Origin of the sequence: Pseudomonas sp. NPDC087336, from assembly GCF_044744285.1 — a bacterium.
In the GTDB taxonomy this organism is placed as follows: domain Bacteria; phylum Pseudomonadota; class Gammaproteobacteria; order Pseudomonadales; family Pseudomonadaceae; genus Aquipseudomonas.
Genome location: NZ_JBIUYA010000021.1, coordinates 30,287 through 51,239, shown reverse-complemented (window position 1 = coordinate 51,239; position 20,953 = coordinate 30,287). Strand labels below are relative to the sequence as shown.

The window sequence follows — 20,953 nt, the reverse complement described above, 5'->3', positions numbered from 1 at the left end:
CTGATGGCAATTGAATGCTGACGCTCCCCGGAGCGTCATCAAATAGTCATCATTCTGTCGTGAAATAACGGACCGGTAGCGCCTCTTTCAATCAAGAGCACGCCGGTCCTTTTTTTTTCGCCAGAGATCGCCATGACCACAACCGAACAGCTGAGTGCCTTGAGTTCAATCCTGGCTCAAAGCGGTTTGCACAGCCTGTTCCAACCCATCATCAGCCTCTCCGAGCGACGCATCCTGGGTTACGAAGCCCTGAGCCGCGGCCCCTCCAACAGTCCGTTACACTCCCCTGTCGCCCTGTTCGCCGTCGCCCGCCAGGCAGGTCGCCTGAGCGAACTGGAAATCGCCTGCCGGCAGAGCGCGTGCCGACGCTTCAACGAACAACAACTGCCCGGCAAACTGTTCCTCAACGTCTCCCCGGAATCCTTGCTGGAAGCGGCCCACCAGCCCGGTCGCACCTTGCAGTTGCTGCAGGACTTCGGCATTGAACCGAACCAGGTGGTGATCGAACTCACCGAGCAGACCCCAACCGACGACTTCCAGCTGCTGCACACCGCCCTGCATCACTATCGGGCCATGGGGTTTTCCATAGCGCTGGACGATCTGGGCGCGGGTTACTCAAGCTTGCGCCTGTGGTCCGAATTACGCCCCGACTACGTGAAGATCGACCGCCACTTCATCGACGGCATTCACCTGGATGCCCTCAAGCGTGAGTTCGTTGGCTCGATCCTGCAAATTGCCAACGCCTCGCGGGCACAGGTGATCGCCGAAGGCATCGAATTGCCGGAAGAACTGGCGGTGTTGACCGAAATGGGCGTCGACCTGGTCCAGGGCTATCTGCTCTGTCGGCCACAGGAGCACCCGCCGCACGATGCCCGTGCCTTGATGCCCAGGCGCGATAGCAGCGCCGTGGTGTTGGGCGACGACGGCAGCGACCTGAGTGCCCTGCTCAACGAACAGCCCGCGGTGGCCCGCGACACCCCGACCGCCACGGTGCTCGAAGCCTTCCGTCGCCAGGCCAACCTGAACTCGCTGGCGGTGCTGGATGAACAAGGCCAGCCGTGCGGGATCGTCCATCGGCATTCGCTCTCGGATGCCCTGCTCAAGCCGTTTGCCACCGACCTGTTCGCCCGTAAACCGATCAGTCGCCTGATGAGCGACGACTTCCTCGCCGTCGAGATAGGCCAGTCGTTGCAGCAGGTCAGCCGGCTGATCACCAGCCGCGCCCGACAACGCATCGAAGAAGACTTCATCATCACCCTCGACGGCAATTACCTGGGCCTGGGCCGGGTGATCGATGTACTCAAGCTGATCACCGAACTGAAAATCCAGCAAGCGCGCTACGCCAACCCCCTGACCCTGCTGCCGGGCAACGTACCGATCCAGCAATGCCTGACCCGACTGCTGCAACAGCAACGCGAATCGCTGATCTGCTACGTGGACATTGACAGCTTCAAACCCTTCAACGACATCTACGGCTACGGCCGTGGCGATGAAGTCCTGCTGTGCCTGGCGCAATGCCTGAACGACCGCATCGACCCCTCCCGCGACTTCGTCGGCCATATCGGCGGCGATGACTTCCTGCTGGTACTGGGCCCGCACGACTGGCGCAAACGTTTGAACCAGTTGCTCGACGACTTCCACAGCCAGTGCCGACGCTTCTACCGTAGCGAACACCTGGAAGCCGGCTGCTTCACCGCCCCCAACCGCCAAGGCCTGCGCCAGGAATTTCCCTTGTTGTCACTGTCGATCGGCGTGGTGCATCTACACCCACAGGCGTGTGGGCAACTCGATGCGAGCCAGTTGGCGGAGATGGCTTCGCAGGCTAAGCATCATGCGAAGAATGTGTCGGGGTATAGCGTGCATGTGATTGATAGTCTGGTGGGGACGGGCGAGAGAGTGGAGCGTTGATTGGGCAATTGCACTCTACTTGACCATCTGGTTGCATCGATACTTGGAAAATAAATCCGTCCCCCTTTTTGTCGCTCCCCTTTTTTGTCTTAGGAAGTCCATTTAATCGGGGCTAACGACTTTGTCGCCCCCAAGGGAGAAGTCAGAGGGCCTGGCTCTTGGCTATGCAATATGAGTTGACGAACGTTGCAGTGTGCTCCAAAGACTGACGTATATCCGGTTTGGCTATTCCATGCCTGTTGGCAAATTGCTCGACTGGCGCTGTATCAAAACGAGTGATCTGGATAAAGTCCAAGGCTTCGGGTTTTGTATTCAAAAAACGCGCGACGGGAGGAATACTCAGTAACCACTTCAGCAATCGGAGTGAAATGTAATGCTTGGGAGACTTTAAGCCCAAAGGTTGTGCCACCTGTACCAGGAGTTCTCGCAAGTTGGGAGTTTGGTCATCAAGCGCCAGCAGCTCCTGGCCCACCATGGCAGGATCAAAAGCACAAACCGCCACCAGCTCAACGAGGTAATCCACGGTGACCAGTGGCAGCCAGTGCTCGGCGGTACCGGGCACTGCAGTCAGCTTTCCCTGCACAAGGTTGCGTATCAGCTGCACCAGCGGCTGACCGTCAAGGATATGCCCCGTGCGGCTGTGGCCACAAACCGTCGCGGGGTGGACAACGATAATCTCCCCGCCCTTGGCGGACATGACCTCCAGGGTTGCAAAATGCGCCTCCAGCTTGCTCCCCTCGTGACCACCGACATGTCGGTAGACGGCAGGCCAATTCGTCAGCTGCGGATAACGAGGATCAATTCCGATGCGTTGCAGATGTTCAAGATTTTTCAGCATGTAGCCGCCGATCATCACTAACCGGCTTTTTTGCTCAGCCGCCAACAGCGCCACGCGCTTTGCCCCTTCCACATTCACCGCACGAGAATGCTCCACTGAAAGCCCCCATGCGAAGTGGGCACCTAGGTGGAAGATGACTCTGGCGTGCCTTAGCACTTCTCGGTCCGCAAGACTCAGCCCGAGGTTGTCCCGTTCCAGATCGCCAGCTACGGCGAATACCCGGGTTGCGCACCCTCCCAGATTGTCGACTTGCTGGCGCAGTGCAGCTAGTCGCTCTGGGCGACGCATCATCACCCGAATGGTGTGACCTTTTGCACTCAGGTACGCCACCAAATGTTGACCGATGAAGCCGGTACCCCCCGTGACAAAGCACTCCACGCTCATTTCCCTGCTCCTTGGTTAAGGTGAGAAATCAAGCGTAAACTATCGACCCAACTCTATAGTCAAGCGGTGTTTTCATGAAAATCGGCGAACTCGAGGCCCGCAGCGGCGCCAGCCGCCATACGCTGCGTTACTACGAGCAAATCGGCCTGATCTCACCGCTGCGGCAAACTAACAACTATCGCGTTTACACAGCGCAAACACTGCAGGATCTGGACTTTATCCAGCGCGCGCAAAGCATGGGGTTTTCCCTGGGGGAAATAGGCGAGATTCTGGATGCGCAGCGGAACAAGCTGATCGATTGTGCTGACGGCGCGAAGCTAATTGAAAAGAAGATGGCAGAAATCAAACAGAAAATCGCCAACTTCCAAAGCATTTATCGGTATCTGGATGAAGAGCGTGCAAACCTCGAAGCCAGTGCTGCCAAGCAACTTGAGCTTCAGCAGCTGAACAATTCTTCCAACTGAACTGTAAGCATCTGGGAAACGGAAGCTGCGGGCTGCTTCCAGTTTCAAGCCCATCGCTTACGCATTTTCTAAAACCTTGTGCCCAGGCCCGCGCATGGCCGGATTTGCTAGACACATGATGTTGCTTTGGGTCGGTTTCCGGAAAAAGGGGGACGGATTTATTTTTTCTTCCCTTTTTGGAAGTAAATACGTCCCCTTTTTCCCTTAACGCCAGGTCATCTGATCAACCAGCGGTAACGGTCATGCCGCCGTCCGCCATGACCACGGAACCGACGATGAAGCTCGCGCGGTCCGAGGCGAGAAATGCCACCACTTCGGCGATTTCCTCAGGCTGCGCGGCACGGCCAATGGGAGCGGCTTCGCCGTGCCGGGCCAAGAAGCCAGGGCCATCGTCAACCACGTCGTTGAGGATGTTGGTCACCACATCGCCGACGCCAATGGCATTGACTCGAATGCCATGCTCGATTGCCTCGAGCGCCAGCGTGCGGGTCAACTGGGCCAGTGCGCCCTTTGATGCGGTGTAAGCGGCAATGGTTGGGAATGCGAAATAGGCTGCGTAAGAGGCAATGTTGACTATCGCCCCCGATTTATTGGGCATCATCGCCTTGACCGCTTCGCGGCAATGCAGGAAGGCCGCGGTTGCGTTGACCGCCTGGATGCGCTCCCAGTCTTCGCGGGTCATGTCGATGACCAACTTGTTGATGATGATCCCGGCGTTGTTGACCAGAATGTCCAGCCGACCGAACGTCTCGACGGCCAAACCGACTGCACGCTCGGCGACGCCGTCTTCGGTGATATCGGCCACCAGTGGCACTAACCCGGGGCGGGCGAGTTCTTCGACGCTGGGATTGCGGTCTTCAGCTATGACCTTGGCGCCGCGCGCATGCAGCAACAGTGCGATAGCCTTGCCGATGCCGCTGGCAGCGCCGGTGACCAGCGCGACTTTGCCTTCGACTTCGTTGGGGATGCTGTGGTTGATCTCAGTCATGGTGCTCTCCTGCATTGCAAGCCACCGAGATATTCGGCGGCTCAGCGCCCGTGAGGCGCTGTCGTTATCGACGGCTTCACTGTCTCGCGTTGGGATGGTTTGAGCTTTCGCAGGCTTGCCGAAGCTGTCGGAGTTTTGCGCTAACGTTAATACCGACCCCAGCTTTTTCGATGGAGCCTCCAGTGCATCCGCACGAATATGAAGACCTGACGCCGCTCGATGCACAGCGCATCACGGCCGAATCGATGCCACGTCATCTGCCGGGAACACCGCAGGTGGTGCCGCGGCTCCCGCAGATGCCGGATGTGGTGGTGCAGTTGTTTAACCATCAGAGCACCGTCGAGCCGATACTGGTGCCTGCCGTGGTGGAGCCGCTGCTGGTATTGGTCCTGGGTGGAACGGCCAGGGTCGAAGAACGCTCCCTCGGTGGCGCATGGAAAGCCGTCCAGGTGCAGGCTGGCGACTTCTTTCTCACCAATACAAGCGAGCCTTACGAGATGCGCTGGCAGACAATCGGGTGTGACACCTTCGAAGTGATGCATCTTTATCTCGGCCTTCCACTGATCGACCAGGCTGCCCGTGATCTTCTGGGCGAGCACACTGCTGCGGTGACTTTCCTCGATGTCTCCGGTGCCCAGGATGAGCGCGTGAATTTCATGCTTGAGCAGTTGCGCCTGGAGTTGATCGAGGAACCTGAGCCCAGCCTATTGTTCGTACACAGCCTGGCTCAGGCGCTGACTGTTCACCTGATACGCCGTTATCTCGATCTGCACAGCGCTCCCCGACGCAGTAACGCACTGCAGGCTTACAAGCTGCGACGCGTCATCGATGCGATGAACGAGCATCTGGCCGATGAATTCCGCCTTGCGCACTTGGCTGATATCGCCGAACTGAGCGAGTATCACTTCAGTCGGATGTTCAAACGCGCCACCGGGTTGGCGCCATCGCAGTACTTCATCCGTCTGCGCATGAGTCGCGCCCGCCATCTGCTGCTTGAGACCGATCGCAGCATTATTGATGTTGGATTGGAAGTGGGTTATTCCAGCCCCAGCCATTTCTCCCAGGTTTTTCGTCGTGAGGTGGGTGTCACGCCTAGCGCTTTGCGCCAAGCGTGACATGCCCTACAAGTTCGCGATTAGTGGATCGTGAGGTTTGCCGCCAGAAAATCCATGAAGACTCTGACGCGTGTGGGCAACTTTCCTCCCTGCCCTACGTAAACCGCATGCACTTCAGTTTTCGCAATGGGCATGAAGTCCTGTAATACCGGGAGAAGCCGGCCATCCGCAAGATCGTGTTCGACCTGGCAAAATCCTACGCGCGCAAGGCCAATCCCGAGGATTGCAAGTTCTCGTACTCCATTGCCGTCACTGACCCGTGCATTGCCGGAAACGGATACCGGAACAGGTAGGCCGTCATCGCCCAAGAAGTTCCACTCCATCATGGGCTGGCCAAAGGTGAACCCCAGACAGTTGTGGTCTACGAGATCGGCCGGAGTTTTTGGTAGGCCGCGTGCTGCCAGGTAGTCCGGTGATGCCACGATGAGAGCTCGCGTCTCGCCCAAGCGCCTGGCCACCAGATTGGAGCTTTTGAGCGGGCCGCTGCGGATGGCCACGTCAGCGCGTGCGCTGATCAGGTCGACGACTTCGTCACTGAGGAAAACCTCCACTGATACCCCTGGGTGGTCTCGCAAGAACGTCTTCAACAGGGGCAGCAGGTACAAACGCCCGATGTCGACATTGCAGTTGACCCGCACTGTTCCCTGAGGTGCGCTGCTTGCCGCCGCCTCCTGCTCCGCCTCATCGAGCGCGGCCAGGATAGTCAGGCTGCGCTCATAGAACGCGGCCCCTTCAGGGGTGAGCAACTGCCGTCTTGTCGAGCGATTGAGCAGACGCGTCCCCAGGCGGTTTTCCAGTCTTGAAACCAGCTTACTGACCGCTGATGGGGTCATCGCACAGTTCCTGGCGGCAGCCGTGTATCCGCCATCTTCAACGACCCTGACGAACACGTTCATTTCGGCGAAGCAGTTTATGTCCAACCGTCTCATATGAATTCACGTCACAAGTTGTATGCCCCAGTACCGGCTATATCTGCCGCACTCACGCTCATACTCTAATCCAGAGCCTGAAAGGCGCAGGTGAAATTCAGCAAATGACCTGCCACCACTTGGATACCAAGTCTGGAGGATGAGATGAATAACGAGATGAAACTGGTCCTGATTCACAGTGGTGAGGATGAAGAAGGACTACAGCCTGCGCTGGTGAAATGGGTTGCTGATGTTCTAGCGCAACGTGCGGAATTCGAACCCTGGTGGGTAGAACCCGCCCACCTCATGGCCAGGTCTGACAATGCAGTCGTTCAGGAAAGTCTTCGTCATTTGGCCGACGCTGATGCGTTCCTGATCATTACATCGGAACACCGCAATGTGCATCACTGCGAGCTGAAAGCATTCATTGACCGGGTTTCGGATCGTTGGCACGCAAGGCCGGTGGCATTCATCGGCTACGGCGCAGCGTCGGGTGGACTGTGTGCGATTGATCAGCTTCGCCAGATACTGGCCGGACAGCACGCGGTACCCATCTGCAATTCCGTGTCCTTCCCTGATCCTTGGGCGCTAATCGATGGGAATGGGGTAATACGTCGGCCTGATCAAGCCAGGCTTCCAATGGCTCGAATGCTGGTACAGCTGAACTGGTGGGCGAGAGCCCTGAAGGCTGCGCGGCAACAGATGCCCTATGCACTGGTGAGCTGAACCTTAGTGCAAAAGCTTCACCGCAGAAATAGGCAAAAGTTACGCAGTATTCGACTAACGGAAACTTGTTGCCCGTCCCTAACCTTGTTTCCAGACCCGCTTCCTGGGCGAACATAAGAGGAAACCGATCATGTTGAACATCAAGGACAAAGTCATCGCAATCACCGGTGCAAGCAGCGGTATCGGTGAGGCTACCGCGCGACTGCTGGCTAGCCAAGGCGCGAAAGTAGTACTCGGCGCGCGTCGTACCGACCGACTTGAAAAGATTGCTGGCGATATCAACGCGTGCGGCGGCAGGGCTGAATTCCGTGCCCTGGACGTCACAGACAGAAAGGATGTCCAGGACTTCATCGACTTCGCCATTACCCGGTTCGATCGGGTCGATGTGCTGGTGAATAACGCGGGTGTGATGCCTCTTTCCAGACTCGAGGCACTCAAGGTGGATGAGTGGGACCGTATGATTGACGTGAATATCCGCGGAGTGCTGCACGGTATCGCTGCCACATTGCCGCTGATGCAGCGCCAACGGGCGGGGCAGATCATCAATATTGCCTCTATTGGTGCCTACGCAGTGAGCCCGACCGCGGCCGTTTATTGCGCCACCAAATACGCCGTCCGGGCCATTTCCGAAGGCCTGCGACAAGAAGTGGGAGGCGATATTCGGGTTACCGTCATCGCGCCTGGTGTCACTGAGTCGGAACTAGCCGAGAGCATCTCTGATGAGGGGGGGCGCGCAGAGATGAAAGAGTTTCGCAAGATCGCGATTTCGGCCGACGCCATAGCGAGAGCAATCACCTATGCCATTGAGCAACCTGCGGATGTGGATGTAAGCGAGCTGATCGTTCGGCCGACGGCTAGCCCATTCTGACGGAGTGCGCCCTCGGGTAAACGGCCAGGGATCATATGCCCCCTCGCCGCTGTCTTAACAGCGGGCAGGGCCAAGGGGGAAACCATGACAAGGCACACATTAACCATTGATGACCTGCAGTTGAACGTTTCAATCCGCGGCCAAGGCTCACCGCTGCTCTTGCTCAACGGCCTGGGTGGTTTGATCCGTACCTTCGACCCCCTGCGCGATGAACTGGCGGACTACAGGACCATTACGTTGGACGTGCCCGGGGTCGGCAAATCGCAAATGCCCCGCTGGCCAATGCGTCTGCCGCGCCATGCCGACGTGATCGCCGAGCTGCTCAAGCAATTGGGAATCGACCAGGTCGATGTGTTCGGCGTGAGTTGGGGCGGTGCATTGGCGCAGGAATTCGCCCTCCGTTACCCGGGCATGGTACGCCGGCTGATCCTCGCGGCGACCTCGGCCGGCCCGGCGATGCTGGTGAAGCCCGCCGACATCCTGGATTTTTTTGCCAGCAGCAAAAGCCCCAAGCAGCGCAAGAAAGAAGGCTCGCGCAATTCGATACAGACGCTGCTGCGCTTCGGTGTGGTGAACGGCATGCTCACGGCCAACCCGCGAACCTATTACCACCAGCTCACCGCCTTGGTCGGCTGGACCAGCCTGCTGCGGCTGTTCCGTCTGCGCCATCGCACACTTATCCTTACCGGCGAACGCGACACCTTGGTACGGCTGTACAACGCGCACATCCTGCGCCGCACCATTCGCCGTGCCGAACTGCACGTCCTGCAGGGCGAGGGACATTTTTTCGTGGTGACCAGCGCCAGGCGAACCGCCGAAGCGATACGCGAATTCCTCTGCCGGCAGCACGACGATGAAGAGACGGTGCCGATGATGGGTGACGGCCGCGTTGACGTTGATGTGCGTAGCTAATCCAGGATGAACAGGTCCCCTTCCACATCCGTGTCGCCGTGTTTACGACTCTGCGCCGCAGAGTCGTAGACGATCATCAGAACCTCCCCAGGCTGCCCGCCCGATTGAAACAGACACATGCCCTCAGCGTGATCGTTGCCTTGCCCGAAAGGCACCTCCAGCACCTTCTCCAATTGATCGGTGAAAACCACGCTTTGCTCCTCGGACGCGAAACCGCCGCGCCAGCGAAAGACCGTTACCGGACCGTCCTGCTCCATCGTGGGGCCCGCCAGGATCAGCAGATCGTCACCGCGGGTGCACAGGTCACGCAAGCCCAGGCCATTGAGCGCGAAGAAGTGCTTGCGGTAGCGGCACCCATCCGGACCGATCTTCTTCAGCACCAGGGTGTCAGACGAGGCGTCGTTCATCTCGGGTTCGATCTCCAACAACACGGCCCAGCCGCGTAGCACCGGCCCACGCAGCCCCAGCAGCAGGCGCGAGCCGATCATCACCATCCCTTCGATATCGAAGCCGTTGTCCTTACCCGGGATACACAGGAAGTCGCGTAGCTGAGGATCTTCAGCAATAGCCGCGGTCAAGTCGTTACCGACTTCGTTGCCCCGCAGCTGCGCCGCTGTACGTCCATCGGCATCCACTTTCCTGGCGAGTACATAGCTGTCGTTCTGCTGCACGACAGGGATGCGGGCCAGCAGAAAACGATTGCCGTGCGCCTCTACCGTCGACAGGCGCTTGATATTCTTCTGTGCAGAAGTGCCGGCCTCGGACTTCTTGCGCTTCAGGCTATGGGAACCCACCACCCAGAGGTAACCACTGTCAGGAACATAGGCCAAGCCCTCGATATCGATCTCGGTGTCTTGTTTCGGTATGGGCAGATCCAGATATTCCAGGAGCGCAAACGAATGGTGCTCGTCGCACCTTACAACACCGCCGGGCGCAGCATCCTGGATTTTCAGGCGTTCCAGGCTCGTGGTTTCGTCGTTCGCAACCCAGAGTGTGTCGTCAATCTGCTGAGCGACCGAAAGGCCATCGCGCAACGACGCAAACTCCGGATCAAAGCTCAACAGCGCAAAATTGCTTCGGCGGCTCATGAACGGTCTCCTGTCTTTATGGCGCGGCGGCCGATTATTTAGAACAGGATTCTGCGCGTGTTCTTCATACAGTGCATGCACTCGTCCTGTCCGATCCGAATGCCGGTGTTGGCCTAGGTCCCTTCGCTGCAGCGCCTGAGCAACCCGGATTAGTTCCATCCACTACAAAAATAGCCGACTAACGGTAAACCCCGTAGGCACAAAGCCTGCACTAAACACCTGGACGAACATTTGACGTCAATCTAGCGCCATACGGATTTGCCTGATTAGCAGACCCAATTGATACAGCTCAATAGCGTCGGTTCGAGTGCAACTGTGGCCGCAACACTCCCCCGCATACAGGATTATTGACATGATCGACCTCGCCACCTGGAATTTAAGCATCCCTGAAGGCAGCCCACCGGCCACCATAGAAACACCTCGATTGGCGCAAGGCTTCAAGGACCAGTATTTCAGTTCCGAAGCCGATACGCTTTCCTTCTGGGCACCTGTGACCGGTTCCAGGACGGCCAACGCTATTTATCCGCGCAGCGAGTTGCGGGAAACCTATAGTGATGGAACGCTGCGCAACTGGCAGTATTCAGCGGCAGATAACATCCTGCGGGCGAGCCTGACAGTCAATCAGGTCCCCAGCACCGGCAAGATCGTGATTGGACAGATTCACAACAAGGACAGCAACAAACCCATGGTGAAGCTGGAATACCAATACAAAACGTCGGCTTCGACGGGAAACATTGTCGCCAAGGTGCGCATGCGCCCCGACGATGAAGAGGGCCGGGTCATTACCATTGCGACGGGTGTGCCGCTCGACCGCAACTTTTCCTACCAGATCCACCTCAGCCCGAAGGGCGCACTGGGTATCAGCGCAGCAGGATACAACTGGAGAACCACCATCGACCCGAGCTGGAAGACCAAACCACTTTATTTCAAAGCAGGGGCGTATGTGCAGGACAACACCGGCTATCCCACCGAGGGCGCAAGAGTGACGTTCAGGATGCTGGAGATCCAACACAACATTAAGTCGCCTCTCTAGGTCACTATCGTTGGCACGCCGATCCGAAGGGTGAAGACTTAAGTGGACTTCCTCGTCGATGGGCTACCAAGTGATAGCTGTCAGTAACTCACCAACGCGGGCGGCAGATGCCCTCGTTTGCTTATCGAAAAATAAACAAATTACTGCGAAGAGCCTCCAGCCGCCAACTCTTTGAGTTTGATCTCGGCCAATGGATGCCCGGCCTTGGCGGCTATTTCCCAGAACCGCGCAGCTTCTGCCGGGTCCGGCGCCTTACTCGGACTGCCGGCCAGGCTGATCACGCCCACCTGGTAGGCCGCCTTGCCATCACCGGCCAGTGCGGCCAGGCGCAACAGCCGAATACCCTCTTCCCGCGCGCCCAGGCCGACGCCACGAAAGGTCAGGATGTGCCCATAGAAACTCTGCGCGCCGACATCGCCCAGGTTGGCCATGCGTGCGAATTGACCCTCCATCCAGCTCCAGCCGCGAGGCTGGCGCACGAACCACGGCCAGTGAAACAACCGGCGGGCCAGCCAGTAGCCGGCCCGCGCCTTGAGCTTCAGGAACACTCAGGCTTCCGCCGATTCGGGGTACTCGTATTCAAATACGCGAACCACTTCCGAGGCATGCCATGAGGCGGCGGCGACGCCGTCGGACGGGCCGGTGAAGCGCCCCAAGCGCTCGACGCATTCGAAGAATCCGGTACGCGGCAAGCGGCTGGCACCCTGGCTGATCACCAGGGAACTGCGCAGCGGCTGTTCGGCCTTGGCATCCAGCGCGGCCAGATGTTCAAGTGCGGCGGTCAGGGTTTGCATGGCGGGCGTAGGAAGCTGCAATCGCTCCAGCAATGCCCGATAGGTCAGGAGGTGACGCTGTCGGCGCGCCTGATCCAGCTCGCCCAGCAATCCGTCCCAGTGTTGACGACTGATGCGTACGCTCACGATTCATCCCTCCATCCTGGCACCGTCAATTCCCAGGCCAGGCTGCGTCGAATCGCGGCGTCGGGCAGACGCTCGCCACTTTCGATCATGGCCAGGTAAGACGGGCTGATGCCTACCGTGCGGGCGAGCGCCTCGATGGCGATGCCCTTCCCTTCGCGCAAACTGCGTAATTGATCCAGACCCGGAAGAATGGTGTCTGGCGTTGTCGCGAGCGGCGTCGGAGCCGGACGTGACGGTGCTTCGTTGATGCCTGCTGCTTTCAGTAGAGCCTGATACTGAGCCCACGGCAGAACCGCGTATTCGGGCTCGCCTTCGCGTGTAATTATCTGAATATCCATGATTACCCCGTAGGACAACAACACTTAGCGAGTCGGCACTTTTCCCTAGAAGTGTAATCCTAACAGCGGCCAAGGTCGCGGGGGCTATCTATCTGAAGCACAGACGGGATCGAATCAGGTTTTTTTCGGCTTCTGCAGCCTGAGTTGCTCAGGGGTGTCGGGCAGGCGCTCGACCACGGCGAGTTTTTCCGGGACCTGGCGTTTGCGCCAGGCGCGGAAGGCGTTGAGTTCATCGTCGAGGACTTTCATCAGCCAGGCCAGCACAGCGATGTCATCGATCATGCCGAACAGCGGCAGAAAATCCGGAATGGCATCGACCGGACTGAGGAAATACATCAGGCCGGCGACCACCGATATCAGCGCCTTGGGACTGATGGCCCGGTATTCGCCACGCCAGTACGCCAGGCACAACGCCTGTAACAGGCGAAGATCATCCTTGAGCTTGCCCAACCGGTTACCCTGGCTGGCACTTTTGCTGGCCACCGCAAACAGTAAGGTCGGCAAGCGCCCACGGGCGAGCAGGCGTCCGGCCAAGGGCAGGAAACGAGCAAAATTCCAGGGTGCTTTCATGACGCCTCCGACAGGAATGTTATCCACACAAATTGTGGATAACCTTGTGAACAGAGCCACTTTTCATGGCTGAAAGGCCCGCTGCATAAGGGCTGAACTCAGATCGGGCGTTTTTTACCCATCTAAAAAAACCTAATATTTCATTGACTTGGAGGTCTGCCGAAGGTTAGGCACGCCCCCCCACACTGACTATGACTTCAGTGTACGGCAACTGTTCGCTTTGTTTACCTGTGCACGCAGGTTCGTGCAATCAACGCCAGATGCAACAACGCCCCGCATGAGCGAGGCGTTGTCGTTAAAGCAGACGCGAATTACTTGGCAGCGTCTTCTTTTGCTGGATCTTTGATTCCCAGCAGTTCCAGGTCGAACACCAGCACCGAGTTGGCCGGGATCGCCGGGCTTGGGCTTTGCGCGCCGTAAGCCAATTCGCTAGGAATGTACAGCTTGTACTTCTCGCCGACGTGCATCAGTTGCAGGCCTTCGACCCAACCCGGGATCACACCGCTGACCGGCAGATCGATCGGGCTGCCGCGCTCGACGGAGCTGTCGAAAACGGTGCCATTGGTCAGCTTGCCGGTATAGTGGACGGTCACTACGTCAGTCGGCTTTGGCTGGGCGCCATCGGCTTTCTTTTCCACTTCATACTGCAGGCCCGAAGCGGTCGTCACGACGCCAGCTTTCTTGGCGTTTTCTTCGAGGAATTTCTTGCCGGCGGCTGCCGACTCTTCGCTCATCTTGGCCATACGCTCTTCGGCACGCTTTTGCAGCGCAGCGAAGGCTTCTACCAATTCTTCATCCTTGAGTTTCTGTTCTTTCTTGCCGACCGCATCTTCGATGCCCTGGGCAACGGCTTTGGAGTCCAGATCATCCATGCCTTCCTGAGCCAGGCTCTTGCCCATGTTCAGGCCAATTCCGTAGGAAGCTTTCTGCGCCGGGGTTTTCAGCTCTACGCTGGTTTGCGAGTCGCAACCCGCAAGTACCAGGCTAACCAGGGCCACCGCCGCCGCCAACCGATGCTGTTTCATGCTATTTCCTTGTTCATGCGCCTAAAGGGCAATCGAGTAAAGTCGCGAGCTTATCAGGCGGCCACGACCAATGGCTACCGGCATGAGAGCCGCAAACTGGCGATAAGTTCAGGTGTTTAAACGCATTTCGCCATGTTGGTGATGAAACTTCTGTCATCTTGCACGCCGCGAGGCTGAACATCTGGCGTAATGGCCTCTTGCCGCAACCCTGGCCCTGGGGCATAACGGTAGAAAACTCGACACGGATGGTCAGCATGCGCCTCTTGCTCCGCTTTCTGGGCCTGATTGTTGCCTTGGCGGCCCTCGCCCTGGCCGTGCTCCTGTACTACGTCGCCAACCCGAAACTGCCGCGCCACGCGGCCGCGCAACAGGTGCATTACCTGGACCAATGGAGCAGCGACGACCGCCAGCGTTACTATTTCACGCCCCAGGGCACTCAGGTCAAGGGCTTGCACTACGACTGGTTCACCGCCCTGGAACTGCCCTTTTCGCAACGACGATTCGCCGATCCGGAGTACCTCGCGCGCTTCGGTTTCCTGATCGACCCCGAGCAGAAACCCACACCGAACAACCCCGGCAACCTGCCCGTGGGCTTCGCCCGGCATCAGAATCCCGGCAGTGCGGATACATTTCTGGATATTACCTGCGCGGCCTGTCATACCGGTGAACTGCGCCTGAACGGTCAAGCCGTGCGCATCGACGGTGGCTCTGCGCAGCATGTCCTGCCCTCCAGCGTGCCCACCCTGCAGGGTGGCAGTTTTGGCCAGGCGCTGGTGGCGAGCCTGGCTTCCACTTACTACAACCCCTGGAAGTTCGAGCGTTTCGCGCGCAAGGTCCTGGGCCCTGACTACGAGACCGGACACCAGGTGCTGCGCGAGGCCTTCAAGGGTTCCCTCGACACCTTCCTCAAGGTGGCCTGGAACGACACGCATCGCGGGCTTTACCCGACCGAAGAGGGTCCCGGACGTGCCGACGCGTTCGGGCGCATCGCCAACGCCAGCTTCGGCGACGCGATTTCCCCTCCCAACTACCGCGTGGCCAACGCCCCCGTCGACTACCCACAGTTGTGGGACATGTGGACCTTCGACTGGGTGCAGTGGAACGGCTCGGCGCAGCAGCCCATGGCGCGCAATATCGGTGAAGCCTTGGGGGTGGGTGCCACGCTGAATTTTTTCGATGGCAGCGGGCAGCCACTCAAGGGCGACAATCGCTATCCGTCCAGCGTCCGGGTGCGTGATCTGCACCTGATCGAACAAACCCTGCAAGGCCTCAAGCCGCCCGCCTGGCCGGAAGAATGGCTAGGCGCGGTTGACAAGCCGCTGGCCGCCAAAGGGCGCGCGTTGTTCACCGAGAACTGCGCCGGCTGCCACGTACCGCGCGTCAGCCTCAGCGCAGGGCGCCCGGTGCAACAGCTGAAAATGCTGCCCGTGGAGGTGATCGGCACCGACCCTGGCGCCGCCAACAATATCGCCGATCACCGCTTCGACCTGACAGCCTTGCAGTGGGACCCGGCCGAGCTGGCGCAACTGGACGTACAACTGCATCCAGCGCCTACCGAACCTTTGGACTTGAGCCAGCTGTCAGTCGCCAAGGGGCTGGCCTACGTCACGGCATTTGTCGGCAACCGCGCCTATCGCGAGGCCGCCGTCACGCCGACCGAGCGCGCGGACATGGATGGCTTCGGCCTGCCGATCGGGGTCCAGGAATTGCGCGCCTACAAGGCCCGGCCCTTGGCGGGCGTATGGGCGACGCCGCCGTTCCTGCACAACGGTTCGGTGCCGAGCATCTATCAATTGCTGTCGCCCCAGGACGAACGCGCCACCACCTTTTACAAAGGCACTTTCGAGTACGATCCGAGGCACTTGGGCTATCGCACCGAAGCCTTTACCAATGGCTTTGTGTTCGACACACGCATTACCGGCAATCACAACAGCGGCCACGAATTCCGCGCCGGCAAGCGTGGCAACGGCGTGATCGGCCGCTTGCTGCAACCCGAAGAGCGCTGGGCCTTGCTGGAGTATTTGAAAGTGCTGGGCAGCCCTCTTGAGGCTCAACTGCCATGAATCGTCTGTGGACGCGCCTGGGCGCTTTTCTCGGTAAGACCCTGCTCTGGTTGCTGGGCCTGGGGTTGCTCGGCTGGGCATTGGCTACGGCGTGGTTCGCCTGGCAGCACCGTGGACCAGTGTCAGCGCAAGAGTTGATCCCCGATGGCGAAGCCGCTATGACCCAGGACATCATCCAGACGGCAGTACGTATCGTCGACCAGCACCGTGAAAACACCCGCTACCTGCGCGATGCCCACGCCAAGGCCCACGGCTGCGTGAAGGCCGAGGTGCAGGTGTTGCCGGAACTGGCGGGAGAACTGCGTCAGGGTGTGTTCAGCGAACCAGGCAAAACCTGGCAGGCGACGATGCGCCTGTCCAACGGCAACGCCTACCCTCAATTCGACAGTATCCGCGATGCACGGGGCATGGCGATCAAGCTGCACGATGTGCCCGGCAAACAGCTGCTGAGCGATCAACCGGGTCGAGCTGAACAGGACTTCGTGATGTTCAGTCATCCGAACTTCTTTGTCAGCGATGTCGCCGAGTATCGTCAGAATGTGGCCGCCCAGGCGGACGGCAAAAAGGTGCTGGCGTTCTTCCCGAACTGGGACCCGCGCACCTGGCAGGTCCGCCATCTGTTCATCGCCCTGGCGACACTCGCCCCCGCCCCGGAAAGCCCTACGCGCACGACTTACTTTTCGGTGTCGCCCTACAAGTTCGGTGAGGCCAATGCCAAGTTTCGGGTCATGCCGGATCCTGGCAGCTGCCCGGCCTATGCCCTGCCCGCGCAGAACCAAAAGTTGCCGAATTTCCTGCGCAATGCGCTGTACCAGCAGTTATCGACCGACCGGATGCCCGCGTGTTTCGTCTTGCAGATACAGCGGCAGGACGCGAGCAAGTACATGCCGATCGAGGACACCAGCATTAAGTGGCAGGAAAGCGATGCGCCCTTCGAGACGGTGGCACGGATCACCCTGCCCGCCCAGGATTTCGACACCCCGGCGTTGAACCTGCAATGCGACAATCAGTCATTCAACCCTTGGTTCGGGCTTGAGGCGCACCGCCCCATCGGCGGCATCAACCGGCTGCGCAAGGCCGTTTACGAAGCTGTGAGCGATTACCGCCATGCTCGTAATGCCGGGCAATAGGGATACAATGGGAAGAAAATCCAAAACCCAGACAGCAAAAAGCCCGCATTGAGCGGGCTTTCTGTGGTGACCTGGCGTTCAGTGTTCCAGGTTACCGAATATGGCGCAGCGGACGGGACTCGAACCCGCGACCCCCGGCGTGACAGGCCGGTATTCTAACCGACTGAACTACCGCTGCGCGAAACGCTTGAAACGAATGGTGGGTGATGACGGGATCGAACCGCCGACATTCTGCTTGTAAGGCAGACGCTCTCCCAGCTGAGCTAATCACCCTTCGCTTCGGTGTGGCGCGCATTCTACGGAGCGCCCCCACCTCTGGCAAGCACTTTTTTAATTAATTTTCTCATGCCTTCCAAAGGCTTAGAGAAGGGTTGGCCTATGACACACGGAAGACAATAATGCCCCCCTTTGTATAAAGGAGAGACTCACCCCATGTGGTTCAAAAACCTGCTTATCTATCGCCTGACCCAAGATCTGCCTGTTGATGCCGAGGCGTTGGAGACTGCACTGGCCACCAAGCTGGCGCGTCCATGTGCAAGCCAGGAGTTGACCACCTACGGTTTCGTCGCGCCGTTCGGCAAGGGCGAAGATGCCCCGCTGGTGCACGTCAGCGGTGATTTCCTGCTGATCAGCGCACGCAAGGAAGAACGCATCCTGCCGGGCAGCGTCGTGCGTGACGCGGTGAAGGAAAAGGTCGAAGAGATCGAAGCCGAGCAAATGCGCAAGGTCTATAAGAAGGAACGCGACCAGATCAAGGATGAAATCATCCAGGCCTTCCTGCCGCGCGCCTTTATCCGTCGCTCCTCGACCTTCGCCGCCATCGCGCCGAAACAGGGCCTGATCCTGGTCAACTCGGCCAGCCCGAAACGCGCCGAGGACCTGTTGTCCACCCTGCGTGAAGTGATCGGCACCCTGCCGGTGCGCCCGCTGACCGTGAAGATGTCCCCGACCGCGACCATGACCGAGTGGGTCACCACGCAAAAAGCCGCGGACGACTTCTTTGTGCTGGACGAGTGCGAACTGCGCGACACCCACGAAGACGGCGGCATCGTGCGTTGCAAGCGTCAGGACCTGACCAGCGAAGAAATCCAGCTGCACCTGAGCACTGGCAAAGTGGTCACTCAGCTATCGCTGGCCTGGCAGGACAAACTGTCTTTCGTCCTCGACGACAAGATGGTGGTCAAGCGCCTGAAGTTCGAAGACCTGCTGCAAGACCAGGCGGAACAGGACGGTGGCGATGAAGCCCTCGGCCAACTGGATGCCAGCTTCACGCTGATGATGCTGACCTTTGGTGATTTCCTGCCGGCATTGGTTGAGGCGTTGGGTGGGGAGGAGACACCTCAGGGCATCTAACTCCACGGTGATCTATTGTAGGAGCTGGCTTGCCAGCGAAGGGGCCATCAAGTCATGCGCAGGCCATTGCGACGCCTTCGCTGGCAAGCCAGCTCCTACAGTACTGGGTACTGATTTTCGCCGTCGTGGCGTTCCTGCAACCGGCCTGGTTCATTGGCCTCAAGGGCGCCATCGTGCCGTTGCTGGGGCTGGTGATGTTCGGCATGGGCCTGACCCTCAAGCTCAAAGACTTCGCCGAAGTCGCCCGCCACCCGTGGCGCGTGGCTTTGGGCGTGGTGGCGCATTTCGTGATCATGCCCGGCGTGGCGTGGTTGCTCTGCCAGGCGTTGCATTTGCCGCCAGAGATTGCCGTCGGCGTGATTCTGGTCGGCTGCTGCCCAAGCGGCACCTCGTCTAACGTGATGACCTGGCTGGCCAGCGGCGACCTGGCGTTGTCGGTGGCCATCGCTGCCGTGACCACCCTCCTCGCTCCGCTGCTGACCCCGGCCTTGATCTGGCTGCTGGCTTCGGCCTGGTTGCCGGTGTCGTTCATGGAGCTGTTCTGGTCGATCCTGCAGGTGGTGTTGCTGCCGATCGTGTTGGGTGTCGTTGCCCAGCGCGTGCTCGGCGACAAGGTTCGCCACGCGGTGGACGTGCTGCCTCTGGTCTCGGTGGTCAGCATCGTGATCATCGTCACCGCCGTAGTGGCCGCCAGCCAGGCGAAAATTGCCGAGTCGGGGCTGTTGATCATGGCCGTGGTCATGCTGCACAACAGCTTCGGTTACCTGCTGGGTTACTTCACCGGGCGCCTGTTCAAGTTGCCACTGGCCCAGCGCAAATCCCTGGCGCTGGAAGTCGGGATGCAGAACTCCGGGCTGGGCGCGGCCCTGGCCAGCGCGCACTTCTCACCGCTGGCGGCAGTGCCGAGCGCACTGTTCAGTGTGTGGCACAACATTTCCGGGGCGTTGCTCTCGACGTATTTCCGCCGCATGAGCGAGAAAGAAGATGGGCGCATCGCAGCTCGGCAAGCGACCGACTGATACGTGAAAACTTGATCCCCGGGTTAATGCTGGGCACTATATTGCGCAAACGCGAGGACGACCTCGCGGCTCGATCGAGTCATTAACCTGGGGACGACCCCGTCAATCGATGGAGGTCTTCCTTGTCCTGGATCATTCTGTTTTTCGCCGGCCTGTTCGAAGTGGGCTGGGCCGTTGGCCTCAAGTACACCGATGGTTTCAGCCGCCCGTTGCCCACTGTGCTCACGGTAGCGGCCATGGCCGTCAGCCTTGGCTTGCTGGGCCTGGCCATGAAGGAATTGCCGCTGGGCACGGCCTATGCAATCTGGACTGGAGTGGGCGCAGTCGGCACCGTGATTGCCGGCATCATTCTGTTTGGCGAATCCATGGCACTGGTCCGCCTGGCCAGCGTGGCGTTGATCATCACCGGGCTGGTGGGGCTCAAAGTAAGCGCCTGACACCTGTAAAAAAGCCCGCCCCTGTCACCAGGGGCGGGCTTTTTCATGGGCGTTTAACGATCAGCTTTCGGCCATCTCCAATCGCTCACGCATTACCGGGGCCTTTTCCGAATGCTCCAGCTGCATGCAACGTTCCAGGAACAGGAACATATAGTCGTAGCTCTTGCACACGGCCTGACGCAATTCCACCTGCAATGACTTGCTCGGGTTCATGCCGGCCAGGGTGCAGATAATTTCCAGCGCTTCCCAGGGGTGGGCATCGTCATACTGGGCATGCATCTTCAGCCACTTCATGGCCCGCTTGCGATCCTCCTCGGGGAAGGCTGCCGCATAAAGACCATTGGAACAGACCACCGCCGACCACTCACCGGTCGCGCCTTCGATGGCGTAATTGGTGGCGGCAATGCCAACGATCAGCGAATCGGCGGAACTGGTGTGCCAGCACCAATGGCTCAATGCGTGAAGTTCAGGGGCTACCTGCTGCGCCTGCAGATCTTCCAGGCTGACGCCGTGGGCACGGCTCCAGTTCACCCAGTAGTCGGCATGGTTGAGTTCGACACGAATGTTGCGCATCAACCAGCGACGCGCCATGTCTTCGCCCGGGTGGCGGGCAAAACGGGTCTTGGTCAGGTTCTGTGCCATGTATAACGCGAACTGTTCGACCACGGGCCAGCCCCCGATCAGGTACTGGCGCATCGTCTTCGCGCTGAGTCTGTTATCTCGCATGCGCTGATACAGCTCGTGCTCTACAACCCGGCGCTTACTCGCGCTGCAATCCTGAATCAGGCGCTGGGCCCAGGCAGGATAACTTGCAGCTTCCATGAGTGGTCCGGTTCGGTTGAATGTCTCGATCACTGTCGGGCTCC

At 59.1% G+C, this 20,953-nt stretch carries 22 protein-coding genes and 2 tRNA genes; 12 read left to right on the top strand and 12 right to left on the bottom strand.

The features are described from left to right. Positions 1-132 precede the first annotated feature (132 nt). Positions 133-1,908 (top strand): bifunctional diguanylate cyclase/phosphodiesterase, encoded by a 1,776-nt coding sequence (locus tag ACIO0C_RS20680; protein WP_401314873.1) that lies wholly within the window; start codon positions 133-135, stop codon positions 1,906-1,908. Between the two features lie 142 nt (positions 1,909-2,050). Here ACIO0C_RS20680 and ACIO0C_RS20675 read toward each other — a convergent pair whose 3' ends face one another. After that, positions 2,051-3,130: an SDR family oxidoreductase gene (locus tag ACIO0C_RS20675; RefSeq protein WP_401314871.1), complete on the bottom strand. Its 1,080-nt coding sequence runs from the start codon at positions 3,128-3,130 to the stop codon at positions 2,051-2,053. Positions 3,131-3,204: 74 nt separating this feature from the next. Between ACIO0C_RS20675 and ACIO0C_RS20670 the strand changes: the two genes are divergently transcribed. Then, entirely contained in the window at positions 3,205-3,594 is a 390-nt protein-coding gene (locus ACIO0C_RS20670) for a MerR family transcriptional regulator (protein WP_401314870.1), read from the top strand. Positions 3,595-3,817: 223 nt separating this feature from the next. Here ACIO0C_RS20670 and ACIO0C_RS20665 read toward each other — a convergent pair whose 3' ends face one another. Continuing rightward, the gene (locus ACIO0C_RS20665; RefSeq protein WP_083349620.1) at positions 3,818-4,582 is read right to left on the bottom strand and encodes an SDR family NAD(P)-dependent oxidoreductase; all 765 of its coding nucleotides are present in this window, start codon (positions 4,580-4,582) and stop codon (positions 3,818-3,820) included. A gap of 170 nt (positions 4,583-4,752) precedes the next feature. On the opposite strand from ACIO0C_RS20665, the gene ACIO0C_RS20660 reads away from it, so the two are divergent. Next, positions 4,753-5,697 carry a helix-turn-helix domain-containing protein gene (locus tag ACIO0C_RS20660; RefSeq protein ID WP_401314869.1) on the top strand — a complete coding sequence of 315 codons (945 nt, stop codon included), beginning with the start codon at positions 4,753-4,755 and terminating at the stop codon, positions 5,695-5,697. A 20-nt stretch (positions 5,698-5,717) separates the two neighbouring features. Here ACIO0C_RS20660 and ACIO0C_RS20655 read toward each other — a convergent pair whose 3' ends face one another. Continuing rightward, a complete protein-coding gene (locus tag ACIO0C_RS20655; protein ID WP_401314867.1) occupies positions 5,718-6,626 on the bottom strand; it encodes a LysR family transcriptional regulator in 909 nt (302 codons plus the stop codon). Positions 6,627-6,770: 144 nt separating this feature from the next. Between ACIO0C_RS20655 and ACIO0C_RS20650 the strand changes: the two genes are divergently transcribed. The 3 genes from ACIO0C_RS20650 to ACIO0C_RS20640 all read left to right on the top strand — a co-directional run bounded on the left by ACIO0C_RS20650 (position 6,771) and on the right by ACIO0C_RS20640 (position 9,111). Continuing rightward, positions 6,771-7,331 carry an NADPH-dependent FMN reductase gene (locus ACIO0C_RS20650; protein ID WP_401314865.1) on the top strand — a complete coding sequence of 187 codons (561 nt, stop codon included), beginning with the start codon at positions 6,771-6,773 and terminating at the stop codon, positions 7,329-7,331. Positions 7,332-7,461: 130 nt separating this feature from the next. After that, the gene (locus ACIO0C_RS20645) at positions 7,462-8,199 is read left to right on the top strand and encodes an SDR family oxidoreductase (protein ID WP_401314863.1); all 738 of its coding nucleotides are present in this window, start codon (positions 7,462-7,464) and stop codon (positions 8,197-8,199) included. A gap of 84 nt (positions 8,200-8,283) precedes the next feature. Continuing rightward, a complete protein-coding gene (locus ACIO0C_RS20640; RefSeq protein ID WP_401314861.1) occupies positions 8,284-9,111 on the top strand; it encodes an alpha/beta fold hydrolase in 828 nt (275 codons plus the stop codon). Here the strand turns inward: ACIO0C_RS20640 and ACIO0C_RS20635 are convergent. Continuing rightward, positions 9,108-10,199 (bottom strand): DUF3616 domain-containing protein, encoded by a 1,092-nt coding sequence (locus ACIO0C_RS20635; protein ID WP_401314959.1) that lies wholly within the window; start codon positions 10,197-10,199, stop codon positions 9,108-9,110. The genes ACIO0C_RS20640 and ACIO0C_RS20635 overlap by 4 nt on opposite strands. 352 nt (positions 10,200-10,551) lie before the next feature. Between ACIO0C_RS20635 and ACIO0C_RS20630 the strand changes: the two genes are divergently transcribed. Next, on the top strand, positions 10,552-11,232 hold the full coding sequence (locus ACIO0C_RS20630) for a polysaccharide lyase family 7 protein (RefSeq protein WP_401314860.1): 681 nt from the start codon (positions 10,552-10,554) through the stop codon (positions 11,230-11,232). 140 nt (positions 11,233-11,372) lie between these two features. Here ACIO0C_RS20630 and ACIO0C_RS20625 read toward each other — a convergent pair whose 3' ends face one another. From ACIO0C_RS20625 to ACIO0C_RS20605, 5 genes are all read right to left on the bottom strand, one after another. Next, the gene (locus ACIO0C_RS20625) at positions 11,373-11,780 is read right to left on the bottom strand and encodes a sel1 repeat family protein (protein ID WP_401314858.1); all 408 of its coding nucleotides are present in this window, start codon (positions 11,778-11,780) and stop codon (positions 11,373-11,375) included. Beyond that, positions 11,781-12,152, bottom strand: a complete 372-nt coding sequence (locus ACIO0C_RS20620; RefSeq protein WP_020796778.1) for a hypothetical protein — start codon at positions 12,150-12,152, stop codon at positions 11,781-11,783. It lies immediately after the preceding gene. Further along, entirely contained in the window at positions 12,149-12,490 is a 342-nt protein-coding gene (locus ACIO0C_RS20615) for a helix-turn-helix transcriptional regulator (RefSeq protein WP_179057468.1), read from the bottom strand. Before ACIO0C_RS20615 ends, ACIO0C_RS20620 begins: the two co-directional genes overlap by 4 nt. 114 nt (positions 12,491-12,604) lie before the next feature. Beyond that, entirely contained in the window at positions 12,605-13,060 is a 456-nt protein-coding gene (locus ACIO0C_RS20610; protein ID WP_401314856.1) for a YkvA family protein, read from the bottom strand. Between the two features lie 311 nt (positions 13,061-13,371). Next, complete coding sequence (locus ACIO0C_RS20605; protein ID WP_020796775.1) at positions 13,372-14,085, bottom strand: FKBP-type peptidyl-prolyl cis-trans isomerase; 714 nt, start codon at positions 14,083-14,085, stop codon at positions 13,372-13,374. 254 nt (positions 14,086-14,339) lie between these two features. On the opposite strand from ACIO0C_RS20605, the gene ACIO0C_RS20600 reads away from it, so the two are divergent. Both ACIO0C_RS20600 and ACIO0C_RS20595 read left to right on the top strand, forming a co-directional pair. After that, complete coding sequence (locus ACIO0C_RS20600; protein WP_401314855.1) at positions 14,340-16,148, top strand: di-heme-cytochrome C peroxidase; 1,809 nt, start codon at positions 14,340-14,342, stop codon at positions 16,146-16,148. Next, on the top strand, positions 16,145-17,278 hold the full coding sequence (locus ACIO0C_RS20595; RefSeq protein ID WP_401314854.1) for a catalase family protein: 1,134 nt from the start codon (positions 16,145-16,147) through the stop codon (positions 17,276-17,278). The genes ACIO0C_RS20600 and ACIO0C_RS20595 overlap by 4 nt, the downstream gene beginning before the upstream one ends. Before the next feature lie 101 nt (positions 17,279-17,379). Here ACIO0C_RS20595 and ACIO0C_RS20590 read toward each other — a convergent pair. Continuing rightward, positions 17,380-17,456: transfer RNA gene (locus ACIO0C_RS20590), tRNA-Asp, on the bottom strand. 19 nt (positions 17,457-17,475) lie between these two features. Continuing rightward, positions 17,476-17,551, bottom strand: a tRNA-Val gene (locus tag ACIO0C_RS20585). Positions 17,552-17,710: 159 nt separating this feature from the next. Between ACIO0C_RS20585 and rdgC the strand changes: the two genes are divergently transcribed. From rdgC to sugE, 3 genes are all read left to right on the top strand, one after another. Continuing rightward, positions 17,711-18,631 (top strand): recombination-associated protein RdgC, encoded by a 921-nt coding sequence (gene rdgC / locus ACIO0C_RS20580; RefSeq protein ID WP_008060875.1) that lies wholly within the window; start codon positions 17,711-17,713, stop codon positions 18,629-18,631. A gap of 65 nt (positions 18,632-18,696) precedes the next feature. Next, complete coding sequence (locus ACIO0C_RS20575; protein ID WP_401314957.1) at positions 18,697-19,650, top strand: bile acid:sodium symporter family protein; 954 nt, start codon at positions 18,697-18,699, stop codon at positions 19,648-19,650. Between the two features lie 122 nt (positions 19,651-19,772). After that, positions 19,773-20,087 (top strand): quaternary ammonium compound efflux SMR transporter SugE, encoded by a 315-nt coding sequence (gene sugE / locus ACIO0C_RS20570; RefSeq protein ID WP_401314853.1) that lies wholly within the window; start codon positions 19,773-19,775, stop codon positions 20,085-20,087. A 60-nt stretch (positions 20,088-20,147) separates the two neighbouring features. On the opposite strand, the gene ACIO0C_RS20565 is transcribed toward sugE, so the two are convergent. Continuing rightward, the gene (locus tag ACIO0C_RS20565; protein ID WP_401314852.1) at positions 20,148-20,909 is read right to left on the bottom strand and encodes a TenA family transcriptional regulator; all 762 of its coding nucleotides are present in this window, start codon (positions 20,907-20,909) and stop codon (positions 20,148-20,150) included. Positions 20,910-20,953: the final 44 nt, after the last annotated feature.